Annotated in this window: 12 protein-coding genes; 7 read left to right on the top strand and 5 right to left on the bottom strand. The window is 59.7% G+C overall.

Annotation, left to right across the window (positions count from 1 at the left end; all coding sequences use genetic code 11):
* Positions 1–104: 104 nt before the first annotated feature.
* Positions 105–2285, bottom strand: a complete 2181-nt coding sequence (gene uvrD / locus Q7C33_RS04020; protein ID WP_407682883.1) for a DNA helicase II — start codon at positions 2283–2285, stop codon at positions 105–107.
* 261 nt (positions 2286–2546) lie between these two features.
* On the opposite strand from uvrD, the gene Q7C33_RS04025 reads away from it, so the two are divergent.
* From Q7C33_RS04025 to Q7C33_RS04035, 3 genes are all read left to right on the top strand, one after another.
* Positions 2547–5411, top strand: coding sequence for a putative bifunctional diguanylate cyclase/phosphodiesterase (locus tag Q7C33_RS04025; protein WP_407682884.1), 2865 nt, complete (start codon positions 2547–2549; stop codon positions 5409–5411).
* 205 nt (positions 5412–5616) lie between these two features.
* Complete coding sequence (gene hexR / locus Q7C33_RS04030) at positions 5617–6483, top strand: transcriptional regulator HexR (RefSeq protein ID WP_003187110.1); 867 nt, start codon at positions 5617–5619, stop codon at positions 6481–6483.
* A gap of 158 nt (positions 6484–6641) precedes the next feature.
* Positions 6642–6851, top strand: a complete 210-nt coding sequence (locus tag Q7C33_RS04035; RefSeq protein ID WP_080628535.1) for a PA3496 family putative envelope integrity protein — start codon at positions 6642–6644, stop codon at positions 6849–6851.
* Here the strand turns inward: Q7C33_RS04035 and Q7C33_RS04040 are convergent.
* Positions 6793–7755 carry a LysR family transcriptional regulator gene (locus Q7C33_RS04040; RefSeq protein WP_303651298.1) on the bottom strand — a complete coding sequence of 321 codons (963 nt, stop codon included), beginning with the start codon at positions 7753–7755 and terminating at the stop codon, positions 6793–6795. The two genes, Q7C33_RS04035 and Q7C33_RS04040, sit on opposite strands and share 59 nt — an antisense overlap.
* Positions 7756–7942: 187 nt before the next feature.
* Here Q7C33_RS04040 and Q7C33_RS04045 point away from each other — a divergent pair, with 187 nt between their 5' ends.
* On the top strand, positions 7943–9358 hold the full coding sequence (locus Q7C33_RS04045) for an acetyl-CoA carboxylase biotin carboxylase subunit (protein ID WP_030139089.1): 1416 nt from the start codon (positions 7943–7945) through the stop codon (positions 9356–9358).
* Between the two features lie 12 nt (positions 9359–9370).
* Entirely contained in the window at positions 9371–11179 is a 1809-nt protein-coding gene (gene oadA / locus Q7C33_RS04050; protein ID WP_407682885.1) for a sodium-extruding oxaloacetate decarboxylase subunit alpha, read from the top strand.
* 64 nt (positions 11180–11243) lie between these two features.
* Here oadA and Q7C33_RS04055 read toward each other — a convergent pair whose 3' ends face one another.
* The 3 genes from Q7C33_RS04055 to Q7C33_RS04065 all read right to left on the bottom strand — a co-directional run bounded on the left by Q7C33_RS04055 (position 11244) and on the right by Q7C33_RS04065 (position 15208).
* Positions 11244–13367, bottom strand: coding sequence for an autotransporter outer membrane beta-barrel domain-containing protein (locus Q7C33_RS04055; RefSeq protein WP_217860672.1), 2124 nt, complete (start codon positions 13365–13367; stop codon positions 11244–11246).
* 189 nt (positions 13368–13556) lie between these two features.
* Positions 13557–14390: an amino acid ABC transporter permease gene (locus Q7C33_RS04060; RefSeq protein WP_030139092.1), complete on the bottom strand. Its 834-nt coding sequence runs from the start codon at positions 14388–14390 to the stop codon at positions 13557–13559.
* The gene (locus tag Q7C33_RS04065; protein ID WP_407682886.1) at positions 14387–15208 is read right to left on the bottom strand and encodes an ABC transporter substrate-binding protein; all 822 of its coding nucleotides are present in this window, start codon (positions 15206–15208) and stop codon (positions 14387–14389) included. Before Q7C33_RS04065 ends, Q7C33_RS04060 begins: the two co-directional genes overlap by 4 nt.
* Positions 15209–15321: 113 nt before the next feature.
* On the opposite strand from Q7C33_RS04065, the gene Q7C33_RS04070 reads away from it, so the two are divergent.
* Together Q7C33_RS04070 and Q7C33_RS04075 are read left to right on the top strand one after the other, a co-directional pair.
* Positions 15322–16218 (top strand): homocysteine S-methyltransferase family protein, encoded by an 897-nt coding sequence (locus Q7C33_RS04070; protein WP_407682887.1) that lies wholly within the window; start codon positions 15322–15324, stop codon positions 16216–16218.
* A 139-nt stretch (positions 16219–16357) separates the two neighbouring features.
* Entirely contained in the window at positions 16358–21721 is a 5364-nt protein-coding gene (locus Q7C33_RS04075; RefSeq protein WP_407682888.1) for an OTU domain-containing protein, read from the top strand.
* Positions 21722–21744 lie beyond the last annotated feature (23 nt).

Raw genomic sequence — 21744 nt, forward strand, 5'->3', positions numbered from 1 at the left:
GAGCGGGCTTGCTCGCGATAGCGGTGTGTCAGTCAGCATGAATATTGACTGATCGGCCGCTATCGCGAGCAAGCTCGCTCCCACAAGGGGACTGCAGAAATTTTTTAGATCGCCTCGAGCTTGGCATACCCCAGCATCAGCCATTTGCTGCCTTCGCTGAAGTTGACCTGGACCCGAGCCTGGGCACCGGCGCCTTCGAAGTTGAGGATCACACCGTCGCCGAACACCGAATGCCGTACCGCCTGGCCAAGGCTGAAGCCGGTTTCCGGGATATCGCTGCCACCGAACAGGCTGCTGCTTTGTTGCTGGCTGCCGCCGAACGGACGGCTGACGCTGTTGGAAAGACGGACTTCCTGAATGAGACCTTTCGGTACTTCGCGTACGAAGCGCGACACCTTGTTGTAGGTTTCGCTGCCATATAAGCGTCGAGTTTCCGCGTAGGTCATCACCAGGTTCTGCATGGCGCGGGTGATGCCAACGTAGGCAAGGCGGCGTTCCTCTTCCAGGCGTCCGGGTTCTTCCAGGCTCATCTTGTGGGGAAACAGCCCTTCCTCCATGCCCACCAGGAACACATACGGGAATTCCAGGCCCTTGGCGCTGTGCAGGGTCATCAGCTGGATGCTGTCTTCATGCTCGTCGGCCTGGGTGTCGCCGGCCTCCAGGGAAGCATGGCCGAGGAAGGCCGACAATGGCGAAAGGTCTTCGTCTTCTTCCGTCGTTTCGAAGTTGCGTGCGGCGCTGACCAGTTCCTCGAGGTTTTCCACCCGGGCCTGGCCTTTCTCGCCTTTTTCCGCTTCGTGATAGGCGATCAGGCCGGATTGCTCGATGACGGTCTGGGTCATCAGGTGCAGTGGCATTTCCCCACACTTGGCAGCCAGGTCTTCTATCAAATCCATGAACGCCTTCAGGGCACCAGCGGCACGGCCGGTCACGCCTTTGTTGTCGACCAGCTGGCGCATGGCTTCCCACATCGACACATGGCTGTGGCGGGCATGCTCGCGAATCGCCTCGACGGTTTTCTCGCCGATGCCCCGCGTCGGCACATTGATCACCCGCTCCAGGGCCGCGTCGTTGCCACGGCCTTCGATCAGGCGCAGATAGGCCATGGCGTTCTTGATTTCGGCGCGCTCGAAGAAGCGCTGGCCGCCATAGATCCGGTAAGGAATCCGTTCGCGCAGCAGGGCTTCTTCCAGCACCCGTGATTGGGCGTTGGAGCGATACAAGATCGCGATGTCGCTGCGGGCCAGGCCGGTCTTCAACGCGCTCTCGATGGTTTCCACAACATAGCGGGCCTCATCGTGTTCGTTGAAGGCGGCGTAGAGATTGATCGCCTCGCCTTCGCTGCCGTCGGTCCACAGTTCCTTGCCCAGGCGCCCGGTATTGTTGGCAATCAGGGCGTTGGCGGCCTTGAGGATGCCGGCGGTGGAGCGGTAGTTCTGTTCCAGGCGAATAACCTCGGCGTCGGGGAAGTCTGCCGAGAACTGGTGGATGTTCTCGATCTTCGCGCCCCGCCAGCCATAGATCGACTGGTCGTCGTCACCCACCACCATCAGGCTGTCGCCGCCCTTGGCAAGCAGGCGCAACCACGCATATTGAACGGCGTTGGTGTCCTGGAATTCGTCCACCAGGACATGCCGGAAGCGTTTCTGGTAATGGGCCAGCAGGCCCGGGTGGTCGCGCCAGAGATCCAGGGCCCGTAGCAGCAGCTCGGAGAAGTCGATGACGCCGGCACGCTGGCACGCCGCCTCGTAGGCTTCATAGATGCTGCGCATGGTCGCCAGGAAAAGGTCGCCGCTGGCCTGGATATGTTGCGGGCGCAGGCCTTCGTCCTTCTGGCCGTTGATGAACCATTGGGCCTGACGGGCCGGCCAGCGTTGTTCATCCAGGCCCAGTTCGCGGATGACCCGCTTGACCAGGCGCTGCTGGTCATCGCTGTCCAGGATCTGGAACGTCTGGCTCAAGCCGGCTTCCTGCCAATGGGCTCGCAGCAGGCGATGGGCCAGGCCGTGGAAGGTGCCGACCCACATGCCGGCCGGGTTGATGCCCATCAGCTGCTCGATGCGATGGCGCATCTCGGCGGCAGCCTTGTTGGTAAAGGTGACCGACAGGATCGAATGGGGCGAGGCGTTCTCGACCTGGATCAACCAGGCGATACGGTGCACCAGCACTCGGGTCTTGCCGGAGCCGGCACCGGCCAGGACCAATTGACGGCCCACGGAGGCAGCAACAGCCTGGCGTTGGGCATCGTTTAGGGAGTTCAGCAGAAGGGAGAGATCATCGCGCATCGGCGCATTCTAGGGTGCGGCGCCACCTCGGGCAAACCGAGCTTTGCATCAACCGACAAAACACCGCTGGGTGACGACCGGTTGGTCAGCCTCTACAGGCATGGGCGGCGCTTGCCTGGCGTCACCAGTGCCCGGTGGAATGGCCATTTTTTTCAGCATTTTTATGAGCGAGAGCAGTGTGGGATGGCCTTTGGCTTGTGTATGCTCGGTTCTCGTTTCGGGTGCACCATGCGCCCCTGAATAAGAACAAGAACATCGACTATGACCTTCAATTCCGATCTGGCGGGCCCTTGTGTTGAGCCGCGGGTCATTTACAAGCAGTACGCCACGGAAATGGCGGTCGAACGCACAAGGCTGTTGTATCAGGGCTCACTGCTGCCCACGCTGTTCATGCTGATCAACGGTCTGGTCTGTGCCGCACTGTTGTGGCAGCCATCGCGCTATTTCCTGGTCAGCGTATGGCTGGTCTGGTTGTTGTCGCTGGTAGCGCTGCGGGTGATCCAGGTGGCAGCGTTCGATTCGGCGATGCCAAGCCGCCAGGCGCACCCGATCTGGTTGCGCATGTTTTTGCTGGGCTCGGCCATGACCGGCCTGACGCTGGCCGGCGCTGGCATTGCGCTGGTTCCGGCGGACAGCTTCCAACAACAGGCCTGGGCGTTTGGCCTGATCGGCGCGGCTACGTTGTCGGCCAGCGTTGCCTACGCCGTCAGCCTTTCGGCATACCTGTCCTTCACCCTGCCGTGCCTGTTGCCGGCAATCGGTTATCTTTTCTGGGGCGGTGATGAGCAGCAGCTCGGTTGGGGCTGGCTTGGGCTGGTCCTGCTGGTTTTCCTGAGTGTAGTGGCCTGGCAGGTCAACCGGCTGATACACAACGGCATGCTGCGACGGTTCCAGAACCAGGCCCTGATCGAGCATTTGCAGCAGGCGCAAGCCCGTGGCGCGCAGCTTAACGAGGCCTTGGCCCGGGAGGTCGAGCAGCGTCGTTCTGCCGAGGCCCGGCTGCGTGCGGCCCAGGTGGGGCTGGAGGAGCGCGTGGCGCAGCGCAGCCTGGAGCTGGATATCGCCAACCAAGCCCTGAGTAAAAGCGAGGCGCGCCTGGCCCTGGCCTTGAAAGCCAGCGAGCTGGGACTCTGGGACTGGAACCTTCAGACCGACGAAGTCCATCACACCCAACTCAAGGAACTGTTCGGCCTGGAGCCCGAATACGTCACGGCCATGCTCAGCCATTTGACCCCGCGGCTGCATCCGCAAGACCTTCCTGCGCTCAAGCGCGCGCTTGTCGAGCACCTGAAGGGCCGTAGCGAGGATTACCAGATCGAATACCGTGTCCGTCACGGCGACGGCCATTGGGTCTGGATCGAAGACCGTGGTCGAGCCGTGGAACGCAGCCCTGGCGGTCGGGTTTTACGCATGGTCGGCACCCGGCGAAACATCAGCGCAAGCAAAGAGCTTGAACAGCAACGGCAACTGGCGGCCACGGTATTCGAGGCCGCCAGCGAAGGCATCGTGATCTTCGACCCAAACTACGCGTTGCTGGCGGCCAACCAGGCGTTCACGCGGGTGACCGGGTTCAATATCGCCGACATGTTGGGGCGCAACGTGGTCGACCTGCCATGCAGCCGCGATGCGCGCCGACACTATCCAATCATTCGCCAGGCCCTCAGGCAGCACGGCACCTGGCAAGGCGAACTGGTGGAGGCTCGCGCCAACGGCGAGCTTTATCCGCAGTGGCTGCAGCTGAACGTGGTCCGCGATCTGCGGGGCAACGTCAGCCATATCGTCGGCTTTTTCGCGGATCTTTCGGCCCGGCGCGAGTCCGAGGAGCGGATGCGCTATCTCACGCATTACGACGAATTGACCGGTCTGGCGAACCGTTCACTGTTTCGCGAGCGCCTGCAAGAAGCCCATCAGCGGGTGCGCCAGGGTGGGCGACGGAGCCTGGCGCTGCTGCATATCAATCTGGATCGTTTCAAGCTGCTCAACGACAGTCTCGGTCATGACATCGCCGACCAACTGCTGCAAAAAATGGCTCGGCGCCTGATCAATGCGCTGCCGGAGGCGGATACCATCGCCCGGCTATCGGGCGATGAGTTTGCGGTGTTGTTCGATGCCTATGGCAACCTTTCGAGCCTGGCGCGGGTGGCGACTCGGCTGGCCGCCAAACTGCGTGTACCACTGACCATAGAAGGCCATGAACTGGTGCTCAGTGCCTCGATCGGCATCAGCTTGTTGCCTGATAACACGCGGGAAGTTGCCATGCTGGTCAGCCAGGCGAACATGGCCATGCAACATGCCAAGCATTTGGGGGGCAACAATTTCCAGTTCTACACCGACAGCCTCCAGGCCAGCACGCTGGAGCGCCTGCAACTGGAGAATCAGCTGCGCAAGGCTTTGGAAGAGCAACAACTGAAGGTCTTTTACCAGCCAAAACTGTGCCTGGCGACCGGTCGCCTGAACGCCGCCGAGGCGTTGGTGCGTTGGGATCATCCGGCCATGGGCCGGGTGCCGCCGGGGGATTTCATCGGCCTGGCCGAAGAGACCGGGTTGATCGGGCCGATTGGCGAATTCGTATTGCGCCAAGCTTGTTGGCAGGCATGCGAATGGCAACGCCAGGGGCTCGCGCCGATCAGGGTGTCCGTCAATTTGTCGGTGCATCAATTGCGCCAGGGCAAGCTGGTCAGCCTGGTGCGGCAGGTACTGGAAGAAACCGGTCTGGCCCCTCAATACCTGGAACTGGAGCTGACCGAGAGCCAGTTGCTCGATAGCGTTGAGCATATTATCGCGACGTTTCAGCAGCTACGGGATTTGGGGGTCAAGCTCGCCATCGATGACTTTGGCACCGGCTATTCTTCCCTGAGCTACCTCAAGCGTATTCCGGTGGACTACGTGAAAATCGACCAGGCCTTCATTCGCGGCCTGGAGGAGGGTGGCGAGGACGCGGCCATTACCCGCGCGATCATTGCGATGGCCCATGGGCTTTCGCTCAAGGTAGTGGCCGAGGGCGTGGAGCGGCAAGGGCAGCTCGACTTCCTGAAAAATGAACAATGCGACGAGGTCCAGGGGTATCTCATCAGTCGGCCGGTCGACGCTGAAGGCTTGGCCCGCTTGTTGGCGACGCAAAAATAGGACCGCCCGCCGGGTTGGATCGAGGAATCGTTTCGAACTTTTTTCTGCTTCCCTCACTGCGACGGCTACATGAAGCGTTCCCCGCCAAAACAAGGGTTGGCGGGGCTAAATCAGTTACGTATTGGGCAGGCATAAAGACAATTCTTGTAGTATAACTACAAGATTGCTACATCCCGGCACCTGCCCATAACAAGAGTCCAGCCCTTTGAACCTGTTGCAACACATCGCCCAGTCACGCCACCTGCTGCGCAAGTCGGAGCTGAAAGTCGCCGATCATGTACTGCTTGATCCTGCGGCCGTGATGCACAGTTCCATGGCCGATCTTGCCCACAGCGTCGGCATCAGCGAACCGACCATCGTGCGTTTTTGCCGGGCCATTGGTTGCTCGGGTTTCCAGGACCTGAAACTCAAGTTGGCGCAAAGCCTGGCGGCCGGTGCGAGCTTCGGCCAGTTTGCGATCCATGAAGACGATTCGGTCGCCGACTACAGCCTGAAAATCTTCGATACGACTTTGCACACGCTGATGGAGGTTCGCGAGAAGCTCGACCCGGTGGCGTTGCAGAAGGCCGTCACGGCCATGTCCCAGGCCCAGCGCGTCGAGTTCTATGGCTTCGGTGCCTCGGGCGCGGTGGCGGCCGATGCCCAGCACAAATTCTTCCGGTTGCTGCTCACGGCGGCGGCCTATTCCGACCCGCACATGCAAGCCATGTCGGCCGTCACGCTGAAGCCAACCGACGTGGCGATCTGCATTTCCCAGTCGGGGCGTTCCAAGGACCTGCTGATCACCGCCAACCTGGTGCGTGAAAGCGGTGCCTCGCTGATTACCTTGTGCCCGAGCCAGACGCCGTTGGCGGAGCTTTCCACGGTAAACCTGGCCATTGACGTACATGAAGACACCGAGATCTACACGCCGCTGACCTCGCGCATCGCCCATCTGGTGGTGATCGACGTCCTGGCGATGGGCGTCGCCATGGCGCGTGGCCCGAGCCTGGTCAACCACCTCAAGAGCGTGAAGCGCAGCCTTCGCAGCCTGCGGTTGTCGCCCAAGTCGGTGAAGGCGCTGGACGACTGAGCGCTGATTCTGAAAGTTAGGGGCTCTTGTGGCGAGGGAGCAAGCTCCCTCGCCACGGTTCATTCGCCCGAATTCATCGTTCTGTAATGCACGCGCAGCCAAACCGTCATCCCCCGCCGTCATCGTAAAGCTCCCGTATACGTCTTGGGAGTCTCGACATGACCCAGTCCTACGAAGAACGCAGCGCCGCCAAAACCCGTCGTCAGCAGGAAGACCAGCGCCGCATGGCGTTCCGTCGTGCGATCGAAGACCGTTTCGAGCAACGCCAGCTCCTGGCGGAAATCAGCGAATTTCCTGACGCGGTTGAATTCAATTACTGGCAGGCAACACCGGCGGCTTCCCGTCGAAGCGCTCAACCAGGCCGATAATCTGCGCGCGCTCACCGCGAACGAAGGCCAGGAAGGCATGAGCCACCGGTGACAGGCGCTTGGCCCTGGCCTGCACCAGGCACCAGCTGCGGTACAGCGGCAGTTCTTCCACCGGCAACTCGATGAGCGCGCCGGATGATAGTTCCCGGCTCACGGCGTGGCGTGTCAAAAGCGCCACGCCCAGCCCGGCCACCACGCATTCACGCTGGGCTTCAGCCGAAGCCACTTCCAACGTCTGGGTGAAGTGCACCCGCTTTTCCTTGAAATATTCTTCGCAGGCCAGCCGTGTACCGGAGCCCGGTTCGCGCAGCAGCAGCGTGTAAGGCTCCAGGTCTTGCAAACGCAGTGGGCCCAGGTGACACAGCGGATGATCGGGTGGCGCCACGGCGACGATCGGATTGTTGAGAAACGGAAGGAATTCCAGGCCCATGTCCTGGGGCACCATGGACATGATCACCACGTCGTCGCGGTTGTCCGAGAGCCGTCGGATGACCTGGCCGCGATTGACCACCGTGAGGTTCAGGTTGACCTCCGGATGCTGGCGCTTGAACGCGGCGAACAGATGCGGGACGAAGTATTTGGCGCTGGATTCCACCGCGAGCTTCAATTGGCCTTGCAGCGAACCCTGCATGTCCGACAGCTGCATGTCGAGGTTCTCCAGGCGTCCAAAGATGTCCCGGCTGGCGCGTTGCAACGCTTCGGCGGCTTCGGTCATGTAGAGTTTCTTGCCAACGTACTCAAACAAAGGCTGGCCAATAAGCTCTTCGAGGGAGCGAATCTGTAGGCTGACGGCCGGTTGCGTAAGCGACATTTCATCGGCAGCGCGACTGTAGGACCGCAGGTCGCACACCTCATTGAAGATTTGCAGTTGACGCAATGTCATACGCATCAATGACTTACGCATTTTTCAAACACTCTGGGTCGAGACAATTACCTCAACTATAAGTCTTTGCTTATGCACGACCCAATAATTATTCATTTTTGTTAATCCCCAGCCGGGACTAGTGTGGACCTGCGACCAATTGTTACATCTGGTCACGCATCGGCCTGAACCCAGGCCGTGGGTATCACCGGCTCAAGGGAACCTCCAATTGATAACAAAGATCCTGATCGCCAACCGTGGTGAGATTGCCGTCCGCATCGTGCGCGCTTGCGCCGAGATGGGCATTCGCTCGGTCGCGGTCTACTCCGACGCGGACCGCCATGCGTTGCATGTCAAGCGTGCGGACGAGGCCCACAGCATCGGCGCCGATCCGCTGGCCGGCTACCTCAACCCGCGCAAACTGGTGAACCTGGCGGTGGAAACCGGCTGCGATGCATTACACCCCGGCTACGGTTTTCTCTCGGAAAACGCCGAACTGGCGGACATCTGCGCTGAGCGCGGCATCAAATTCATTGGCCCGTCGGCGGAAGTCATTCGCCGCATGGGCGACAAGACCGAAGCGCGCCGCAGCATGATCAAGGCCGGCGTACCGGTCACGCCGGGCACCGAAGGCAACGTCTCGGGCATCGAAGAAGCGCTGGCCGAAGGTGACCGGATCGGTTATCCGGTGATGCTCAAGGCCACGTCCGGCGGCGGCGGTCGGGGTATCCGTCGTTGCAACAGCCGCGAGGAGCTCGAACAGGCCTTCCCGCGCGTGATCTCCGAAGCCACCAAGGCGTTTGGGTCGGCGGAAGTGTTCCTGGAAAAATGCATCGTCAATCCCAAGCACATCGAAGCGCAGATCCTGGGCGACAGTTTTGGCAACGTGGTGCACCTGTTCGAGCGGGACTGCTCGATCCAGCGCCGCAACCAGAAGCTGATCGAAATTGCCCCGAGCCCGCAACTGACCCCCGAACAGCGCGCCTACATCGGCGACCTGTCGGTGCGCGCGGCCAAGGCCGTGGGCTACGAGAATGCCGGCACCGTGGAGTTCCTGCTCGCCGAAGGCGAGGTGTACTTCATGGAGATGAACACCCGGGTGCAGGTGGAACACACCATCACCGAAGAAATCACCGGTATCGACATTGTTCGCGAACAGATCCGCATCGCCTCCGGGCTGCCATTGTCGGTCAAGCAGGAAGACATCCAGCACCGTGGCTTTGCGTTGCAGTTCCGCATCAACGCCGAAGACCCGAAAAACAACTTCCTGCCCAGTTTCGGCAAGATCACCCGTTACTACGCTCCGGGCGGCCCGGGTGTTCGCACCGACACGGCGATCTACACCGGCTACACCATTCCGCCGTTCTACGATTCGATGTGCCTGAAACTGGTGGTCTGGGCGCTGACCTGGGAAGAAGCGATGGACCGTGGCCTGCGGGCCCTGGATGACATGCGCCTGCAAGGGGTCAAGACCACCGCCGCCTATTACCAGGAAATCCTGCGCAATCCGGAATTCCGCAGCGGCCAGTTCAATACCAGCTTCGTTGAAAGCCACCCTGAACTGACCAACTACTCGATCAAGCGCAAACCCGAAGAGCTGGCCCTGGCCATCGCCGCCGCCATTGCCGCCCACGCAGGCCTGTAAGGAATCATGACAATGTCCAAGAAGATCCACGTTACCGACACAATCCTGCGCGACGCCCACCAATCGCTGCTCGCCACCCGGATGCGCACCGAAGACATGCTGCCGATTTGCGACAAGCTCGACAAAGTCGGCTATTGGTCGCTGGAAGTCTGGGGCGGCGCCACCTTCGACGCCTGCGTGCGCTTTCTGAAGGAAGATCCGTGGGAGCGCCTGCGCCAACTGCGTGCCGCGTTGCCCAACACTCGTCTGCAAATGCTCCTGCGCGGCCAGAACCTGCTGGGCTATCGCCATTACAGCGATGACGTGGTCAAGGCGTTCGTCGCCAAGGCGGCGGTCAACGGCATCGATGTGTTCCGGATCTTCGATGCGATGAACGACGTGCGTAACCTGCGGGTCGCCATCGAAGCGGTGAAGGCCGCCGGCAAGCACGCCCAAGGCACCATCGCCTACACCACCAGCCCGGTGCACACCATCGACGCATTCGTAGCCCAGGCCAAGCAGATGGAAGCCATGGGTTGCGACTCGGTGGCGATCAAGGACATGGCCGGCCTGCTGACCCCGTACGCCACTGGTGAACTGGTGAAAGCGCTGAAGGCCGAGCAATCGTTGCCGGTGTTCATCCACTCCCACGACACTGCCGGCCTGGCCGCGATGTGCCAACTCAAGGCCGTCGAAAACGGCGCCGATCACATCGATACCGCAATTTCCAGCTTCGCCTGGGGCACCAGCCATCCGGGCACCGAATCGATGGTCGCCGCCCTCAAGGGCAGCGAGTTCGACACCGGCCTGGACCTGGAACTGCTGCAGGAAATCGGCCTGTATTTCTATGCCGTGCGCAAGAAGTACCACCAGTTCGAAAGCGAGTTCACCGCCGTGGACACCCGCGTCCAGGTCAACCAGGTACCGGGCGGGATGATTTCCAACCTTGCCAACCAGTTGAAAGAGCAGGGCGCGCTGAACCGGATGAACGAAGTGCTGGCGGAAATCCCGCGGGTGCGCGAAGACCTCGGCTTCCCACCGCTAGTGACCCCGACCTCGCAGATCGTCGGCACCCAGGCGTTCTTCAACGTGTTGGCTGGTGAGCGCTACAAGACCATCACCAACGAAGTGAAGCTCTACCTTCAGGGCGGCTACGGCAAGGCACCGGGTTTGGTGAACGAGAAGTTGCGTCGCCAGGCTATCGGCAGCGAAGAGGTGATCGACGTGCGTCCGGCCGATTTGCTCAAGCCGGAAATGACCAAGCTGCGTGGCGAAATCGGTGCCCTGGCCAAGTCAGAAGAGGACGTGCTGACCTACGCCATGTTCCCTGACATCGGTCGCAAGTTCCTCGAAGAACGTGAAGCCGGCACCTTGACCCCTGAAGTGCTGCTGCCAATTCCAGAGGCCGGCAGCGTCAGCTCCGCCGGCGGCGAAGGCGTGCCGACCGAGTTCGTCATTGACGTTCACGGCGAAACCTACCGTGTCGACATCACTGGCGTGGGCGTCAAGGCCGAAGGCAAGCGTCACTTCTACCTGTCTATCGATGGCATGCCGGAAGAGGTCGTCTTCGAGCCGCTCAATGAATTCGTCGGCGGCGGCAGCAGCAAGCGCAAGCAAGCCACTGCGCCGGGCCATGTCAGCACCACCATGCCGGGCAACATCGTCGATGTCCTGGTCAAGGAGGGCGACGTGGTCAAGGCCGGCCAGGCGGTATTGATCACCGAAGCCATGAAGATGGAAACCGAAGTGCAGGCGGCCATCGCCGGCAAGGTCACCGCCATTCATGTGGCCAAGGGCGACCGGGTCAACCCGGGCGAGATCCTCGTCGAAATCGAAGGCTGATTCAAACAGCCTCGATGCAACGTTTTACCTCGGGGGAGCAGGTGCTCCCCTTTTTTTTCGCCTTTCAGAACATCATCTTCCACTGGCCCATCAGCGCACCGTTGCGATTGTCCTGGCCAGTCTCGCCGCTGTAGTTCAGTCCCAGGGTATGACGTGGCGATACGGCCAGGTCCAATCCTGCTTGCAAGAGCAGGCTGTCACGGTCCAGCTCGACTCCCTGGATGACGTACGTATTGCCTCCGCTGGCCAGATGTTGATGGGAGTTGCCCCTGATGTCGCCGTACAGGTGCTTCCAGCCGACATCGACGCGCGGCGTCAATCGCATGCCTTGGTCGAATACAAAAGGGCGGGCGAGGCGCAGGCCGAGGTCGCTGCTGAAGTGTTCCTGGGTCTGGTCGTGGTATTGCAGCGCGGCATCGCCACCTTTTTCCGCGTAGGCGTCGCGTTGGTAGCGTTGGTAACCCACCTGGACGTAGGGCTCTATATCGAACTGTCCGACGTCCAGGTGGTAGCCGACCTGTCCGAAGACCTGTTGCGTCGTGGCGTCGTAACGGCCCTTGAGATGATCCTTGAAACCATTGAACGCGACATGGCGCTTGGTGCTGCCGTCATGGCTGCCATAGACGGCACCCAGGCGCAGCGCCACCGGCCCTTCCTGGCGCAAGGCGTAGGCGCCTACGAGCCAACTGTCGAGTGCTCCGTCGAATTGATAGCTGTCCAGTCGTGTTTGGGTCTTGCTGCCAATGACGCCCAATCGCCAATTGGAGCTGACAGCCCAATCGGTTCCCAGCATCAGGCCCTTGGTCGAATGCTTGAGGGCGTAGCTGCCCAATTGCTTGGCGAGGCTGCCGCTGTTGCCAACGGCCTGGACCCAGACCTGGCCGTTACCATGTTCGCCCGACGGGTTATGCCTGCCCATCACGGACAGCATTCCCGTGCTGATCGGTGCGACGCTGCTCAGGGTGGCGTTGCCCAGGTCTGCCGTGTCGTAGCCGCCGAGTTGGTCGATGGCATCGGCGGCTGTGGCCATGTTGGTGCCGAGCAGGGCGTTGATGGCAGTGTTGGGTTTAGCTACAGGCTTGATGGGCTTCGCCTGGACGACGGGCTTGGGTTTGGCTGCGGCGACTACTTTTGGTGGTTCGGTGGGCTTTGCTGCAGGGCTTGTGGTTTTCGGTTTGCTCGCAGGAGATGGTTCAGGCTCTAAAATACCGTTGGTTTCTTGCCGCAGGTCCGGGATAGCGCCTGCAACTGCCAGCCCGTTGGGAGTCGACGCGGCTTTCGTGAGTGGAACGTTGTTGCGTGTGAGGACCAACCCCACTTGTTTACCTGCGACGTAGTCCGGCGTCGCGTTCATGTAAACGAGTTCGTTCAAGACCTTCCCGAATTTGCCATCGATCTTTTTCGCCTCGATCACAACGTGCTTGCCGGCTTCAGTGGATTCGCCGGATACAGCGATGACTTTCAAAGTCGCATCACCCAAGGTGGCTGTACCGCCAACCTGGATCGTGGCGCTGCCTCTTTCTGCGTCGATTCCATAAACCAACGTCGCGCTCTTGGAGAACTTGAGGTCGTTGGTAACCGAAGGCGCGCCAATGTCTGGACCGACCTTCATCAAGCCCGTCACATCCAGCGCATCGACCGTCCCGTTACCGCTGAACGTGGCGTTTTTCCCAACGAACACGGGCCCGGCCACGGTACCTTGATTATCGAATATGCCGAGTGCGTGCACCGCACCCGCAATCTGACCGGTGTTGGTCAACCTGGCCTTCGAGTCGACCAGACTTCCCCCGTTGAAAGCGCCGCCGTTGGACCATTCGCCTTGCTTGAGATGCAGATCCTTAACGTTACTTATTTGATTGATGACGCCTCCCTTGGCGATATCCAATTGCAGGACATTAGTCCCGCCGCCGCCGTCGGTAAGCCCGAAAAGTTCGCCTTGCTTGCTGACAATCACCAGGTCGTTGCTGTCGCCCATCGATAGGGGAGCTTCCTGGGCCTTGATAACCTTTTCGACCTTCGTATCTGGCGCCGCCGCGAATGCCTTGAGGCGGGCCTGCGCCTGGGCAGTTGTTTCAACGGGTTGGGCTTCTTCGGCAACCGACTGGGCCATCGAAAGCTCGGCACAACCAAGCGCCAGCGCTATTGCCAGCGCGAGATGTTGGGGCAGGAATACGTGTTGGGTAGGCATTGAGTGCGACCTGTGATGGAGAAGGTCGCACTGTAAAAATTCAGCCGGGGCGGCGATGCCAGCCATCTTCCCGCCGTGGGCACGATTCAGTGGATGAAGTTTGTAGGCTGGTCGTGTTGCGTTCCCGCTATCGTCGCGATGGCTGGCGGGAACTGTGGCTTTTCCCTACAGCATGTTCATACACAGCCGTCAGCTGCGCTTGAGATAAGCCTTCCCATAATGCCGCTCCATCCGCGCCTGAATCAGCTCCAGTGCAATGGACATCAGCCAATAAATAATCGCCGCTGTCGTCAGCATCTCGATATACCGATAGCTGGAACGACCATAAGACTGCGCCAAGAACATCACTTCCCAGACCCCCATCACCGAGATCAGCGAGGAATCCTTGAGCATGGAAATGAATTGGTTGGTGGTCGGCGGGATGATGGTGCGCATGGCCTGGGGCAGGGTGACGCGCCAGAAGATCACGGTTTCGCTCAGGCCCAGGGCAAGGGACGCTTCGCGTTGGCCATGGGGGACGCCGAGGATGCCGGCGCGGAAGATCTCGCTCAGGTAGGCGCCATAATTCAGCGATAGGGCGATGATTCCGGCGGCGATGGCGCCGGGGACTACGCCCAGTTGCGGCAGGCCCAAGTAGATCAGCAGGATCTGGATCAACAGCGGCGTGCCGCGAAAGAACGACGCGTAGAAACTGGCGATGCCGAACGCCACCGCACTGCTGGAAAGCCGCGCCAGGGCTGTGATGAAGCCCAGCAAGGACGAAGCGACGATCGAACACAGGCACAGGAACAACGTCAGCATCGCACCCTGCAAAAAGCCATTGGGCGCCAGGTGTACGCCCAGCAGGTTCGGCAATTTGTCGAGGATGATCGAGAACTTCAGGTCGAAGCTCAGGAAGAAACTGGCGAACAGCACCAGCATCGCCGCCCAGGTCAGGTACAGTCGGGTACGAAAACCGAAGATTTTTTGCAGGCGTGATTCAGCCACCGAAGGCGGTGGCTGGGGGGGTGGAAAAGAAGTCATTGGGTAATGTCGGCGCCGATCCATTTCTGCGAGAGTCTGCTCAAGGTGCCGTCCTGTTTCAACTGGGCAAAGACTTCACGCACCTTGCTGTCCCACTGCGCATCACCTTTCTCGATGGCCACCGAGTTCGGTTCGGAGTAGAGCGCCGCGCCGGCCAGCTTGAAGCGCTTGTCTTCGGTCAGCCGCGGTTGGGCGGTCACCAGGTTGGTCAGCACCGCGTCCAGGCGTACCCCGGCGCCAAGGCCCAGGTCTTGGAACGCCACGTTGTCGGTGTCGTACGGGGCGATCTGCACGTCTTCGAACGGGTAGCTCAGTTGGGTATCCTCGGCGCCTTCGATCACCAGGTTCTTGTTCAGGTAGCTCTCGTAGCTGGAGGCGCTGGTCAAGCCGACTTTCTTGCCGCTCAAGTCCTTGGCGCCGTGGATACGGTCGTCCTTGGCATTGACCACGATGACCGCGGGCGACGCGTAGTACTGCACCGGGAAATCAAACACTTCGGCGCGGGCCTTGCTCGGCGTCATGGAACAGATGCAGATGTCGTAGCGCCCGCTCCAGTGGCCGGCCGCGATCACGTCCCAGGACGGCGTCTCCAGGCGCAACTTCACGCCCAGTTTCTGCGCCACGGCCTTGGCGACGTCCACGTCAAAACCGTCGAGCTGGTTCTGATCGTTGAGGAACGAGAAGGGCGGATAGCTTTCCATCAGCACGCCGACCAGTTCTTTTTTCTGTTCGACGCGATCCAGCGTGGCGCCGGCGAACACTTGCGAAGAGGCAGCCAGCAGCGTCAGGCCCAGGGCCAGCAATGGTTGTAATTTCATATGAAGGCCCTGTTAGAAAAATAAGTTGTAGTTCTCTGAATGGTGCGTATTAAATAGTTATAAGAACAACTCCGGTAGTGAGTATTTTTCATAAGCTTATGAGTGAATCGCATATGGGCGCAGCAACAGTCATTCTCGATGGCGGCATGGGCCGTGAACTGCAACGCCGTGGCGCGCCGTTCCGACAGCCCGAGTGGTCGGCGCTGGCCTTGAGCGAAGCGCCCCAGGCCGTGGAGGCCGTGCACGCCGCTTATATCGCCAGCGGTGCCGACGTCATCACCAGCAACAGTTACGCCGTGGTGCCGTTCCATATCGGAGAGGCGCGTTTCGCCGCCGAAGGCCAGGCCTTGGCGGCGCTGGCCGGCGAGTTGGCGAAGCGGGCAGTTGAGGCTTCAGGCAAAGCGGTGCGGGTAGCGGGGTCGCTGCCGCCGTTGTTCGGTTCCTATCGGCCGGATCTGTTCGACGCCTCCCGCGCCGCCGAATTACTTGCGCCATTGATCGCCGGCCTGGCGCCTCACGTCGACTTGTGGCTGGCCGAGACCCAGAGCTCCACGGTCGAAGCACGGGCGATTCACGCCGGGTTGCCGAAGGACGGCAAGCCGTTCTGGCTGTCATTTACCCTGAAAGACGAAGACACCGATGAAGTGCCGCGCCTACGTTCTGGCGAGCCGGTGAAGGATGCTGCCGCGGTAGCGGTCGAGCTGGGTGTCGAGACGTTGCTGTTCAACTGCAGCCAGCCGGAAGTGATCGGTGCGGCGATCGACGCGGCGCGAGAAACCTTCGAGCGGTTGGGCGTGAACATCCACATCGGCGCCTATGCCAATGCTTTCCCCCCGCAGCCCAAGGAAGCGACGGCCAATGATGGGCTGGACCCATTGCGCGAAGACCTCGACCCGCCGGGCTATCTGCAGTGGGCGGCTGACTGGCGCAAGCGCGGAGCCAGCCATCTGGGTGGTTGCTGTGGTATCGGGCCGGAACATATTGCGGTGCTGGCGCAGCAGTTGGACTGAGTGAACCGGTCGCCTCGAGTGGAGGACATCTGAGCTTACGGTTTTCGCCAACGCTGCGGCGACGCCTATACATATGTATGTCATTTGCCCGTCAGCGACGGGATAGGGTCCAGGTTCCTCAATTAAACCGGACCCTTGAATGCCTACTTCCTCCGAAGGCCAACCGGGCGTGCCGCCGGATGTTTCCGTCGTCCCCTTCAGACCCATCAGCTTGTTACCTGGCGATGTTGAATTTCAACCGCACAAGTTTGCCGATCAATGGCTACTTGAGAGAGGCTTGGCGGGTGACACTTTCGTCCAGGTTTCTTACTACGAGGTCGAGACAGTCGACTCGACCGCGGAGCCGAAGAACACTTCGGTTCCTTTGCGAGATGCAGTTACCCAGGGCTTTCTGATCGCCCATCAAAGCAAAGTGACCGTCAGCGTTTTGGTGGGCTCACCGCGTGAAGGCTGGGTTTATCCGCATCGAAGTCATCTGTCCTTAAACTTCTCGTCGCTTAGAGTCGACGGGCAGGCGCTCTCACCCAATCTTTTGCGAGAACTGCAGGCGGGCGTTCCGCGCAACTATCAAAGAGCCCAACAAACCCCTGTTATCAACGGGGGCACGTCAGACGATTCGCTCAGTCCCCAAGGAAAAGAACAGGTCAGGCTATTGGGTCTGCTGGACGCCAACCAGGCCAAGCTGGCCCGTTTGTTCGCCGGTGTTCCGACCTTCGATACCGTGCTGAAGCAGCTGCTGGCCGAAACGCTGAAGGCGAAGCTTCCCGAACGCACGTTGCGCGCATCCTGCCTCGAGCCGATCGACCCGGATTATTGTTATGTGAGTCACTTTACTTCAGACGTGAAGGGCGGACGTTCGCTGACAACGTCGGAGAGTTTCACCGATGTCATGTGGAATTGCTTGCTGACGGACAGGCCCGTGACCTACACCGAAGGTGACGTGGGATTTTTCACCCGCCCAGATTCGGTGAAGGAAAACCACAGCCTGTTTGCCGTTCCTGTGGACGCGCAGATCCTACAGGCCATGAAGTCGGTGCTTTATATTGCCGGTCCCACGACGAATGACGGTATCAGACGGCAGTTTCGTGAGGCGTTGACGGGCTTTCGCAATAGTCGATACCGCGAGGATGACCTCGAGGCGCCAACCACGGCTGCGGCCCTCGCGCGTTTGCTTTCCCGGCGATTCCTGCATCTTTGCGAATTGTACAAAGTTGATCGTGTCCCAGCCTCTCAGTTAAGCCGAAGTGAGCGAATCCAGCAGCATGACGAAGATCGTCTGCTGGACATCATCACGACTCATCCCTCCATGGCGGACCGAAGCGGCCTGCTGCTGGCACCCATTCCCCATGTCTACGCAGTGATGCTGGACATGGGCACCGCGGCACCACAGAAATGGCCCGCCGCAATGGTGATCAAGTTTACCGATCGCCTGACCTTGTTCCTTTATTCCCAAGAGGGCGGGATCCAGCGGTTCCGCTCCATCCAGGACCTGACCAGTAAGATACGCCCGACCCACGACGGGCAGGAACGCTCGATAGTGGACATTTCGTCTGAACTGACCGGGCATGTGTTCGACGTGGCGGCAGATGACCTGTTGCAGAGACAAGGCGCTGCCCTGGAATTGGCCCTCAATGCGCCAGGAAACGAAACCGTCCCGTTGCGCACCTTTGCGCAAAATGTGGAAAGTGCGTTGAGCTTGCCCATGCTGTCATTGGCCGCGCCCCTGGCTGTGCGTCAACAAACCCTGAGGGAAAACAACCGCCCCGAATTCTATAAAGCTGCGACGCGTTCCGAGCAAGCCCGCTATCGTCGTCTGGAAGAGCAGGTTTTCCTGGCCGCCTTCAAGCTGGGCAACCGTATCCAGACGCTGACCCAATTCACTCGCCAGAAGATCATTCAGTACCTTCAGCAAACCGTATCTCCAGCGATAGAGCCGGATCCGGACAAAACTATGGTCACGCTATTCCAGGGGAGAAGCTCCACTCCTCAGCATTCCCGTACCTGCAGCTTGACCCAGTTGATGCTCGACAATCTGCGTCCCCATCAATACCCGAATGCAATGCGAGAAGTGCTCATCGTGTACGTTGTCGATCGACATGGCCAACGGGTCAGGCACCGTGCAAACGGTTTTCTAGTCACTTTGAGTGGGAGCGAACTGGCCAGGATGGTGACCCGGATCGATGCCGGTGGCAGTTATGAAATCATGCTTCGCAGGGAAATGAACAAACCTGAGTATAAGGCAGCCTGGAAGGCGGCTTATCTGGCCAACTTGAAATTCAAGGGTTGTGAGGCGTCGCTCAGGGGCGATGAGGCGTTCAAGACTACTGTGCTCGATGGCGCCTTTGATCCACCAAAATCGGAAAAGCTGGTCACCCGCTGGCTGGCCGCTGTTTTGCAATCGCCGACAGCGGCCGGGCGTGCCTGGGTGGGTGGGCGCAAGGTGTGCGTCCATGGTCTCCTGCTGGGGGGCAGCGCAGGGCAGCAGGCCTCGTTGGGCAATGCGGTCAGCATCGACGGCGTGTTGATCTTCTGTGATCAGGACGGGCCGGATATCAACGGCGTCGTCGGCGTTTATTTTCCGGACAGTCCCGATGGTAATGATTTCCATGAATTTGCCGATCTGAGCGATGGCGTTGCCGGGCTTTTGCCTGAAGAGAAATGGCAGGTGTATTTCCGTTCGCGCATCTCGACCGTGGACTCTGGCCAGATAAAACGCTTATTGGGCCGGCAGGGTGGGCGACCACTGATACGTGGTGCGTTGTTCACCGGTGATCTTTTTGAAAGTATTCATCAAGCTTACGTCGAGTTCCAAAGCGCTTATGCGGATCATCACTCCAACAGCAACCGGGATGTCAGTCATCAAACCGCTGCGAAGTTGGCGATGATGTCGGTTGAAATCATCTTTGATTTAGCCGGCCTGCTCCTGGTGCCCGGCTTTCAAATGCTCACTCGTGCCATCAAAACTGGCTTGCTCGTGGTTCGCACGGGGGGGATCCCGATGAACTGGCCAACACTGGCGTTCGTTCACAGAGTAGCTAACTATGCGCCAAAGAAGGGGCTGACCGGCGGCGTGACCGTTCCAGTGCGAGGCCGATCCTCTTTCCTGGCGGTGACGGCTCGTCAAGGCCAGGCTGAAACGGTGGCAGGGCTACCTCTGGAGGAAGCGCTTTATCGCCGTTTTGCCGTGTCGGATGCCTCGCTGATACAAGGCGTGACACCGGATTCCCAAGGCTTCTACAGACCTGCCATTATTGATGGCGTCACGGGCAGGGGGACTCGTCCCGTGTTTGTCAGGCAACCCGACGGGACGGTATTTCGAGTCCACGATCATACGCAGCTGCGAGCCATCGAGGCCAACATTGTCCATCCCTCGACGGGACTGAATATCCGTTCCAGTGGCGTGATGAGGAGTACGGTAGCACGGATGCCCGGTGGAGAATGGCGTGCCGTAGGGTATGGCCTGGGTGGTGGAAAACGCTCCCGAGACGTGTCCCCCCAACCCGGTCCATCAGATCCCAAGAGGCGCGCCACGCGGCCTCGCACCGCTTCCGACCTGGTGCGCATACCAACCGAGTGGGACATAGAAATCATGGACCTTGTCCCGGCGATCATCACTCGTCTGCCCAATTGGCCACAAAACCGCAGCTTGTTGATTATCGAGCAAAGGCCCGAGCGTCAGGATTGGTCCGTACGCTTTACGCCGGGGCAGATAGAAAGGGGGTTTCCGGCCATTGACCATCCGCTTAGATCAGGCGCGGACATTGTTTTGCGGCGAATACGCGAGAACCATTACAACCTGGTGCTGAGTGAAGGCAACGAGATCGAGTTTGCTCCCGACGGTGATTGCTTCTTCAATGCCATCGCCCGAGGGTTGAATGGGGAGCAAGCGCCGCAAAGGTTTTCGATGCAGAGGCTGCGTAATGAAGTTGCCAACTACATCGACCAACACCCCGAGGTGAGTGACTATCTGGTGACGCAACCTTCTGGGGTGCAGCAGCGACTTGCCGATAATTCACAGGCTCTGCAAGAGGTGTTGAGTGAAAGCGCGGTGCGTGACCTGACTCGAATTGTTTACGGCGCCCCTAATCCTCACCGGCTGTTTCAACCCACCGTAAATTATTTGAGCCTGCTGGCGAAGGACGAAGGGCGCAAAGTATTGGATCAAGCGCGACAGGCTGACTTGCCACCTGAGATTCTGCAAATGATCGGGCGTCATTTATCGCCCCGTGCCCCGGGCCGTTTAATGCTGAGTCGCATTCCTTACTACACGCAGAAAGACCAAGCCCTGCGGGTATTTTTCGAGGATGTCCTGTTGCGGCCCATTGAAAGTCAGGCGATCACCGAACTGCTCAACAACGAGCACCTCATGCTCTCTCAGGATGTCGTGCATATCATGTTGGAGTACGGTGTCCGAGCCCGTGATCTGACGGACCACCATCCCCGCAATGAATTGGCTTATGTCAGATATGAAGACGCTGTGCATGGTCATCTTGATAAGGACCAGCTCGAACAGCTACTGGAGGGTGCGCTTCTGGTGGACCGAGACGACTTGAATCGGGTGAAACAGAGGTATGAGCGAGAAACGGGCGACATCATCGATGACGATTCGGAGCTGATGGACCGATTCATCTATTACGACAGGGTCGAAGACCTGACGGAGCTGCTCACCGTGTCCCTCCAGCGGTTCCCCGCCTTGTCCAGACGGGTCAATCTTCTACTGCAATCCCCGGTTATTTCTTCAAACCTGGGCGGCCTGTTTCCAGTGAGCGCGTTGGCAGCCTGGATACGCAATCCGGCGCTGTCTGATGAGCGGCTTCATACGATTGCCGGGTATACCGGCGGCCGTTATCAAGAGCTGGCGAGAAGGGGTAGCATTGATATCGACTGGATGCAGCCTTTCGATGACAGCAATCTGCGCAATCTTGTTTACCACCAGGACGCATTGGTCAGCTTTTGGGACTTTCTTCAGGGCTTGCGGCATATCGACCGCAGCAATATGACGAGTGCCACGGGTTTGTTTAACGTATCAGGGCAGACAATCCCCAATAGCAGGGTTGCGATCTTGTTCGAGACCCCGAACCTGTGGCGATCGATCCAAGACATGCCGGGTATCTCACCGCGCAGTGCGCGGCGAATTTGGGATGACCTGGTGGGGCCTCAGTTCAGCGATGAGAGCATCCGACGGACATTGCTCCAGCGTGATTCGCTGAATTCCGAGTCGGCGTTTACCAGCGCTCTGATCGACAGCCTTACCCTGGAAGAGACTCGGGCGCATCAGCTTATCCTCGGCGCTTATGGCGTCACCCCAAGGCAGGTCATGGGTTTTCTGCACCGTTTTGATTTTCCAGGGACTTTGGCAGAGCATAGCCGCCTGACGCTTGCGCTTTACCTGAGCGACCACGGGTCGATACCGCAATGGGCCTGGCAGTACGCCCGACCGGGTGTAACGCCTCAATCGCTCCGTTCATTTCTGGCAACACGCAAGACGTCGGAACCGGAGTGATTGCTTCACGGCGACGGGTTTAG

Source organism: Pseudomonas sp. BP11-1-1 (assembly GCF_052112105.1).
GTDB lineage: Bacteria > Pseudomonadota > Gammaproteobacteria > Pseudomonadales > Pseudomonadaceae > Aquipseudomonas > Aquipseudomonas alvandae.

Coding starts and splice junctions, on each gene's coding strand:
- uvrD (WP_407682883.1), bottom strand. CDS start 2,285: ATGCGCGATGATCTCTCCCTTCTGCTGAACTCCCTAAACGATGCCCAA.
- Q7C33_RS04025 (WP_407682884.1), top strand. CDS start 2,547: ATGACCTTCAATTCCGATCTGGCGGGCCCTTGTGTTGAGCCGCGGGTC.
- Q7C33_RS04035 (WP_080628535.1), top strand. CDS start 6,642: ATGACCCAGTCCTACGAAGAACGCAGCGCCGCCAAAACCCGTCGTCAG.
- Q7C33_RS04040 (WP_303651298.1), bottom strand. CDS start 7,755: ATGCGTAAGTCATTGATGCGTATGACATTGCGTCAACTGCAAATCTTC.
- oadA (WP_407682885.1), top strand. CDS start 9,371: ATGTCCAAGAAGATCCACGTTACCGACACAATCCTGCGCGACGCCCAC.
- Q7C33_RS04055 (WP_217860672.1), bottom strand. CDS start 13,367: ATGCCTACCCAACACGTATTCCTGCCCCAACATCTCGCGCTGGCAATA.
- Q7C33_RS04060 (WP_030139092.1), bottom strand. CDS start 14,390: ATGACTTCTTTTCCACCCCCCCAGCCACCGCCTTCGGTGGCTGAATCA.
- Q7C33_RS04065 (WP_407682886.1), bottom strand. CDS start 15,208: ATGAAATTACAACCATTGCTGGCCCTGGGCCTGACGCTGCTGGCTGCC.
- Q7C33_RS04070 (WP_407682887.1), top strand. CDS start 15,322: ATGGGCGCAGCAACAGTCATTCTCGATGGCGGCATGGGCCGTGAACTG.
- Q7C33_RS04075 (WP_407682888.1), top strand. CDS start 16,358: ATGCCTACTTCCTCCGAAGGCCAACCGGGCGTGCCGCCGGATGTTTCC.